Source organism: Nocardiopsis alkaliphila YIM 80379 (assembly GCF_000341005.1).
GTDB lineage: Bacteria > Actinomycetota > Actinomycetes > Streptosporangiales > Streptosporangiaceae > Nocardiopsis > Nocardiopsis alkaliphila.
Genome location: NZ_ANBD01000055.1, coordinates 108,946 through 115,713 on the forward strand (window position 1 = coordinate 108,946; position 6,768 = coordinate 115,713).

Genomic DNA, 6,768 nt, shown 5'->3' on the forward strand with positions numbered 1-6,768 from the left:
TCTTCTTTTCTTCTGGCTGGAGGAAGGACGTTGGTCGACGGGTCAGACCAGGGATCGCAGCGCGAGGGTCTCGTCACGCCCGGGGCCGACACCGATGGCGGAGATGGGAGCGCCCGCCATCTCCTCCAGAGTACGCACGTAGGCCTGAGCGTTCTTGGGGAGATCATCGAATTCCCGGACGCCGGTGATGTCCTCGGACCAGCCGTCGAAGTACTCGTAGATCGGGGTGGCGTGGTGGAAGTCGGTCTGCGTCATCGGGATTTCGTCATGGCGCACACCGTTGACGTCGTAGGCCACGCACACGGGGATACGCTCCAGACCGGTGAGCACGTCGAGCTTGGTCAGGAAGAAGTCCGTCACGCCGTTGACGCGGGTGGCGTAACGAGCGATCGGAGCGTCGAACCAGCCGCAGCGGCGGGCACGGCCGGGGGGNCGCAGCCACTCGCCCTGTTCGTCGAGGAGCTCGGTGGGGAACGGGCCGGAGCCGACACGGGTGGTGTAGGCCTTCAGGATGCCCACGACCTTGCTGATGCGGTTGGGGCCGATGCCGGCACCGGCCGCGGCGCCCCCGGCGGTGGGGGAGGAGGAGGTGACGAAGGGGTAGGTGCCGTGGTCGATGTCCAGGAGAGTGCCCTGGGACCCCTCCAGGTAGACGGTCTTGCCCTCGTCCAGGGCCTTGTTGAGGATCAGGGAGGTGTCGGCGACGTAGGGGCGCAGCTGCTCGGCGTAGCCCAGGTACTCCTCGATGATCGGCTCGGCCTCCAGGGCCCGCCGGTTGTACACCTTGGTGAGGAGCTGGTTCTTGTCGTTGAGGGCCAGTTCGATCTTCTTGCGCAGGATCTTGGGGTCGAACATGTCCTGCACCCGCACGCCTTGGCGGGAGACCTTGTCGGCGTAGGCCGGGCCGATCCCGCGACCGGTGGTGCCGATCTTGCCCTTGCCGAGGAAACGCTCACTGACCTTGTCCAAGGCCCGGTGGTAGGGCATGATCAGGTGCGCGTTGGCGGAGATGAGCAGCCGGGAGGTGTCCACGCCCCGGTCCTGCAGGCCACGCAGCTCCTCGAACAGCACCCCGGGGTCGATGACGACACCATTGGCGATGACCGGGACCACGTTGGCGGAGAGGATGCCGGACGGGAGCAGGTGCAGGGCGTATTTCTGGTCGCCGATGACCACCGTGTGGCCGGCGTTGTTCCCGCCTTGGTAGCGGACTACGTAGTCCACCTGCTCACCGACCAGGTCGGTGGCCTTGCCCTTGCCCTCGTCGCCCCACTGGGCACCCACGAGCGTGATCGCCGGCATTGGTCTCTACCTCTTCGCTCGACACCTGAACAGGGCTTTCCCACCCCGAACATGGATCAGCCCCTGGCGCAAGGCAGCGACAGGGGCCGTTGCGTATTGAGCGTACACGAACTGGGACTCCCGGTTGAGGGGGCTTCGGGGCCCCGTGGTGGGTGTGCGGGGCGGCGGGCCGGGGGAAAAGGACGCCGTGCCCTTCTCCCCCGGCGGTGGGCGGGGCTCAGCCGTTCAGGGCCTTGTCGGCTTCGGCGCTGGACTCGCGCAGGAAGCTCGCGCAGCGCTCGGCCTCCTCCGTGTCACCGATCGCCTCGGAGGCCTTGCCGAGGGCATGCAGCGCGCGAAGGAAACCACGGTTGGGCTCGTGTTCCCACGGGATCGGGCCGTGTCCCTTCCAACCGGAGCGACGCAGCTGGTCCAAGCCCCGGTGGTAGCCGGTGCGGGCGTAGGCGTAGGCGGCCACCGGGCGTCCGTCGGCCAGGGCCAGTTCGGCCAGGCTCGCCCAAGCGGCGGAGTAGGACGGGAAACGCCCGGCGACCGGTGTGGGGTCGTCGCTGGCGGCCAACGCCTCACGTGCGTCGACGTCGTCGGCCAAGCGCGTCTCGGGCGGCTCGTTCAGTAGGTTCTGGTGCAGGTTCATGTCTCCCATCCTGCCACCGGGTCGCTGCGTGCCCAGGAAGGCCGGACTCACTCCGCGTCCGTTCCACGCGGTCGGGCCCCAGGAGTGGAGCCGTGGGTGATCGCGTGAGCTCCCACCGCCATCACCGCCAGAGTGATCGCCAGTGCCCATATCGTCGCCCCGGCCAGCAGCTCCGGAGCCGTCCACCCCTGGCTCCCCACGTACGCGTACGGCACCACTCGGTACAGCCCTGGCACCATGTTGCAGGCCACGGCTCCGAGAAAGATCCCGGTGAGCACCACCAGACCTGAGGGCACCGCCCCCAGAAAGGGTGCCAGCAGGTACACGGTGGAGGTCGCCAACAGAACGTTCGTCACCAGGAGCCAGGTGTTCTCGGTCCCCGAAGCGGACGAGAGCAGGACCAAAGCCACGGCCACCACGGATAGCACGCCAAGGGTGGCCACCATGGCCGCCCGAACCCGGGTTCGCGTGCCCCCCAGCCGGTCCCACGTCCACAAGCGAGGACGGTTCGACCAGGCGCCCACCATGGCCGCGCACACGCACAACAGTTCGGCGATGGGAATCCGCTGTTCCTCATGGGGCCAGTCGAACACCGCGACCGGCACCACGGTGCCGGCCGTGGCCAGACCGAGTGCCACCGCCACGATGGCCGAGAGCATCGTGCCGAGCATCGGAAGCAACGAGGGGCGTAGTGCTAGGACCACCAAGGCAACTCCTCCGGTTCCACCTCGCACACCGCCAGGCGGTCCTCGTTCCGGTGGATCCAGGTACGGACCTCGTCAAGGTCGGCACCGGCGAACAGACCGTCTTCGTGGTCACCGTTCTCGAAGGCCCGTGAGGCCAACCACGCTTGGAGTCCCGCCAGTACGGCCGCTCGGCGCTCCTCCGGCTCGGCCTCATCGTCCATGAGCGCCACGCCCTCGGAACCGCACACGAACAGATCGGGCACCAGCCAGGCGGCCGCCACCTCGGGTATCTGCTGATAAGGATCCCAGCCCGGATGGACGCGCACCCACAGGACGCCGTCGTCGATCCCCCCGAGCACCTCCTCGTCCGTTGTGGCCAGGCTGTGGTCACGAACCTCGTCGGGGATGGCGTCGGACGGTCCGTAGGCGGTGAAGACCGGGGCGGCGAGTTCGATGATCGGGGCGAGTTCGTCCGTGTGTCCCTCGTGCACGCAGTAGCGGACACCTCCACGCTCCGCGCAGACCTCGCCCCCGTCCTGGGAGTAGGCCATGAGCGGGAACGTGTGCAGGTGGGGCGGGATTGCCGCCGCGACCACGACGATGATCGCCATCGAGTGGAGGGGGGAGAGCCGACGAGGAGCACGGAGGAAACAGGTGACGGTCCACGTGATCGCGGTCGCCAGAAGAAGGAAGAATCCCAGGCGGTAGAAGCCGAGCGCGGTGCTCTCCCGCATACCCAGGGAGGGGGCGAAGGGGAGCTGGAGAGCCAACGCGGTCCAGGGGTCGGCGACCAGGGGCAGGCTGGTGATGACGAAGACCGAACCGATCGCCACGGGCACGGCGAGCAGTCCGCGCACGATGACCCCGCAGAGGTAGCCGAGGAGGACGAGGGCCACGAACCCGGTCAGGGAGCCCAGGATGGCCACCGGGTTCACCATCCCCGCGCCGCGTACGGTGACGGCGACCGTCAAGGGGATCAGTCCCACCAGGTAGGCACCCAGGCACCAGCCGGTGATCACCAGCGCGTGTCGTAGGGGGAGTTCCCGTTCCAGACGAGGCTGCCAGGGTTGGGCGAACACCAGACTCGGCCGGGTCAGGCGAGCCGCTACCAGGGCCGCCGCTCCGGTCGCCACCACGACCGGTAGCCGCGCCTGGGCCCCCACCTGTCCGGAGAAGTGCACCCAGTCCAGGGCTCGCCAAGAGAGTTGACTCCAGGTTCCGGCGAGGGTCAGAGCCAGGATCGAACAGGCCGGGAGCAGGACCATGAGCGGTGGTAGCGGCCAGAAGGGGGCGGAGGCCGCCATTCTGCTCCAAAGCGAACTCACCGATGTCCTCCGACCCGCTCGATCAGCCGGTCATAGGCCCGTTCGAAACCGGATCCGTAGGGGCTTCCCCCAGAGGTGTCCTCGATCAGGGCCTCCAGCTCCGGAAAGGTGCCGTGGAACTCGATCCGTCCACCGACCAGCACCCCGACGCGAGAACACAGGTGCGCGACGTCTTCGATGAGATGGGTGGAGACCAGTACGGTCCGTTCTTCGCCCAACCCGGCCACGACCTCGCGTACTCGGAGCCGCTGCCCCGGGTCGAGTCCGGCCGTGGGCTCGTCCAGGACCAGGATTCGGGGGTCGTGCGCCAGGGCCGCGGCGATGCCGACGCGCTGGCGCTGTCCACCGGACAGGGTGCTCGTGCGCTGATCGGCGAATTCGGACAGGTCGACGGATTCCAGGGCCCACCGTGCCGCCCGCGCGCACCGGTCTCGGGCCAGCCCGTGCGCCCAGGCCGCGTAGGCGACCGTGTCCGCCACGGTCAGCTCCCCCGCCAGTGAGAAATGCTGTGGGACGAAGCCCAACAACCGGCGGGCCCGAGAACGCCCCGCCATGGTGGACAGGTCGTGCTCCCCGATGAGGAGACGTCCTTCACGTACGGGCAGCAGCGTTACGAGGAGCGACAACAGGGTGGTCTTGCCCGCCCCGTTCGGGCCGAGGAGCCCGGTGACGCCGGGCTCCACCGTCCAGGTGAGGTTGTTCAGAACCTTTTTCCGGCCTCGATAACCGAAGGCCAGTTCTTCAACGGTGACCCGCATGGACCTGTCCGTCTTCGTTCAGAGGTTTCCGGGTGGTTTCCCGGTCAGCACCGGTTCACCCTTCCGGATGACAATTTGTTTCCGCTCGAACTCCTGGTCTCGGTGAAGTAGGTGCCATTTCCATCGCACCCACCCGAAGCCCTGAGGGAGCCGCTGGAGAAACCGGTTCGGTGTGCCTCGGCCACGACCTTGTCGGGCCAGGCCGCACGGTGCTTGCGTACCTGGACGGTGAGGGTCACGGTGCCACCGCACCCGGCTCGGGAGCCGGTACCGGAGATGGTGCTCCCCGAGGTTACGGGGTTGTTGGCACCGAGCCCACAAGCCGCCGCGGCGTGGGAGACCGAGGCCGAGTCGAGGGAGGAGGCCCATGCCGTGCCGGCCGCCGCACCCGCGATGAGCGCCGCACCCGCCATGAGTGTTCCTAGGGTCGCAATACGAAACGTTCGTTCGTTGTTCCGCATTTTTCCTCATTCCAAAGCCAGGGGAAGGGTGGTGGAGAAATTCCCGGAACTCTCTTCAGTGTAACCGGGGAGCAGGAGAATCCTGGTGGACTTCTGTTCCTTTTGTGTTGATGTGCGATGAAAAGGGAGTGTGTTTTTTTCCTTCAGGAAAGAGAGGAGGGGGTCCCTCCTGGAAATCGGGCTGTCCTTTGACGGGTTTTCGGTGCCGGCACAGACCGGAAGGAGCGAGAAAAGGCGGTGCCCGGTGGCCGAGGTCGGCCACCGGGCACCGGAGTGGACCGTCACGTGGACGGAGGTCCCTACTTCATCTTGGTGCCGGCGGACTTCAGGTGCTGGGAGGCCTCCACCACGCGGGCGGCCATACCGGCCTCGGCGACCTTGCCGTAGGCGCGCGGGTCGTAGGCCTTCTTGCTACCGATCTCACCGTCGATCTTGAGCACACCGTCGTAGTTCTTCATGATGTGGTCGACGATCGGACGAGTGAACGCGTACTGGGTGTCGGTGTCGATGTTCATCTTCACCACGCCGTACTCGATGGCCTCGTGGATCTCCTCCATGCTGGAACCGGAGCCACCGTGGAAGACGAAGTCGAAGGCCTTGGCCTTGCCGTGCTCGGCGGCGACGGCCTCCTGAGCGTTCTTCAGCACCTCGGGGCGCAGCTTCACGAAGCCGGGCTTGTAGGAGCCGTGTACGTTGCCGAAGGTCAGGGCGGTCATGTAGTAGCCCTTCTCACCCAGACCCAGGACCTCGGCGGTGCGCAGGGCGTCCTGCGGGGTGCTGTACAGCTTCTCGTTGATCTCACCGACGATGCCGTCCTCCTCACCACCGACGACACCGACCTCGATCTCCAAGATGGTGCGGGCCTCCTTGGACACGGCCAACAGCTCCTCGGCGATCTGGAGGTTCTCCTCCAGCTCGACCGCGGAACCGTCCCACATGTGCGACTGGAACAGCGGCTCTTGGCCCTTGGCCACGCGCTCCTTGGAGATCTCCAGCAGCGGACGGACGAAGCCGTCGAGCTTGTTCTTCGGGCAGTGGTCGGTGTGCAGGGCGATGTTCACCGGGTACTTGGCGGCCACGACACGGGCGAACTCGGCGAAGGCGACCGAGCCGGTGACCATGTCCTTGACCGATGCGCCGGAGAGGAACTCGGCACCACCGGTGGAAATCTGAATGATGCCGTCGCTTTCGGCCTCGGCGAAGCCGCGCAGGGCCGCGTGCAGCGTCTGGCTGGAGGTCACGTTGATGGCCGGGTAGGCGAAGCCCTCGGACTTCGCGCGGCTCAGCATCTCGGTGTAGACCTCGGGGCTGGCGATGGGCATGGCTTGACTCTCCCTGGTTCGGCCTGGAGCGAGCGTCCGCCGGTGCTGACTTGCGCGTGCCGACGGCACCCCACGTGCGGTGCCCCGGTGGAGGTCCGGTCGTCGGAGGGCGGGCCCATGGAGCGGGCCTCTCACGTCCGGGGTGTCCACCAGGTGTGGTTCAAGTATCCCGAATCCCCGGCGCCGTTGAAAAGGTCTAGACCAAATTGCCCCGGGGCGACGGCTTACCCGCAGCTTACGGGGGGCGACGAAAAAGTTGCGGTAGGGGGACGGCGAGGGA

Annotated in this window: 7 protein-coding genes; all 7 read right to left on the minus strand. The window is 67.0% G+C overall.

Features of this window, described 5'->3' with window-relative positions:
• Nucleotides 1-42: 42 nt before the first annotated feature.
• Entirely contained in the window at nucleotides 43-1,302 is a 1,260-nt protein-coding gene (locus D472_RS0109270) for an adenylosuccinate synthase (protein WP_017604204.1), read from the minus strand.
• Between the two features lie 217 nt (nucleotides 1,303-1,519).
• Nucleotides 1,520-1,936, minus strand: coding sequence for a DUF3151 domain-containing protein (locus D472_RS0109275; protein ID WP_026117524.1), 417 nt, complete (start codon nucleotides 1,934-1,936; stop codon nucleotides 1,520-1,522).
• 47 nt (nucleotides 1,937-1,983) lie between these two features.
• Nucleotides 1,984-2,640, minus strand: coding sequence for a hypothetical protein (locus D472_RS0109280; protein ID WP_239642943.1), 657 nt, complete (start codon nucleotides 2,638-2,640; stop codon nucleotides 1,984-1,986).
• On the minus strand, nucleotides 2,631-3,926 hold the full coding sequence (locus tag D472_RS0109285) for an ABC transporter permease (protein WP_017604207.1): 1,296 nt from the start codon (nucleotides 3,924-3,926) through the stop codon (nucleotides 2,631-2,633). The genes D472_RS0109280 and D472_RS0109285 overlap by 10 nt, the downstream gene beginning before the upstream one ends.
• Before the next feature lie 17 nt (nucleotides 3,927-3,943).
• Entirely contained in the window at nucleotides 3,944-4,705 is a 762-nt protein-coding gene (locus D472_RS0109290) for an ATP-binding cassette domain-containing protein (protein WP_017604208.1), read from the minus strand.
• A gap of 44 nt (nucleotides 4,706-4,749) precedes the next feature.
• Nucleotides 4,750-5,118, minus strand: a complete 369-nt coding sequence (locus D472_RS0109295; protein WP_017604209.1) for a hypothetical protein — start codon at nucleotides 5,116-5,118, stop codon at nucleotides 4,750-4,752.
• Nucleotides 5,119-5,465: 347 nt separating this feature from the next.
• Nucleotides 5,466-6,488, minus strand: coding sequence for a class II fructose-bisphosphate aldolase (gene fbaA / locus D472_RS0109300; protein ID WP_017604210.1), 1,023 nt, complete (start codon nucleotides 6,486-6,488; stop codon nucleotides 5,466-5,468).
• Between the last annotated feature and the right edge of the window lie 280 nt (nucleotides 6,489-6,768).

Coding starts and splice junctions, on each gene's coding strand:
- D472_RS0109290 (WP_017604208.1), bottom strand. CDS start 4,705: ATGCGGGTCACCGTTGAAGAACTGGCCTTCGGTTATCGAGGCCGGAAA.
- D472_RS0109295 (WP_017604209.1), bottom strand. CDS start 5,118: ATGGCGGGTGCGGCGCTCATCGCGGGTGCGGCGGCCGGCACGGCATGG.
- D472_RS0109275 (WP_026117524.1), bottom strand. CDS start 1,936: ATGAACCTGCACCAGAACCTACTGAACGAGCCGCCCGAGACGCGCTTG.
- fbaA (WP_017604210.1), bottom strand. CDS start 6,488: ATGCCCATCGCCAGCCCCGAGGTCTACACCGAGATGCTGAGCCGCGCG.
- D472_RS0109285 (WP_017604207.1), bottom strand. CDS start 3,926: ATGGCGGCCTCCGCCCCCTTCTGGCCGCTACCACCGCTCATGGTCCTG.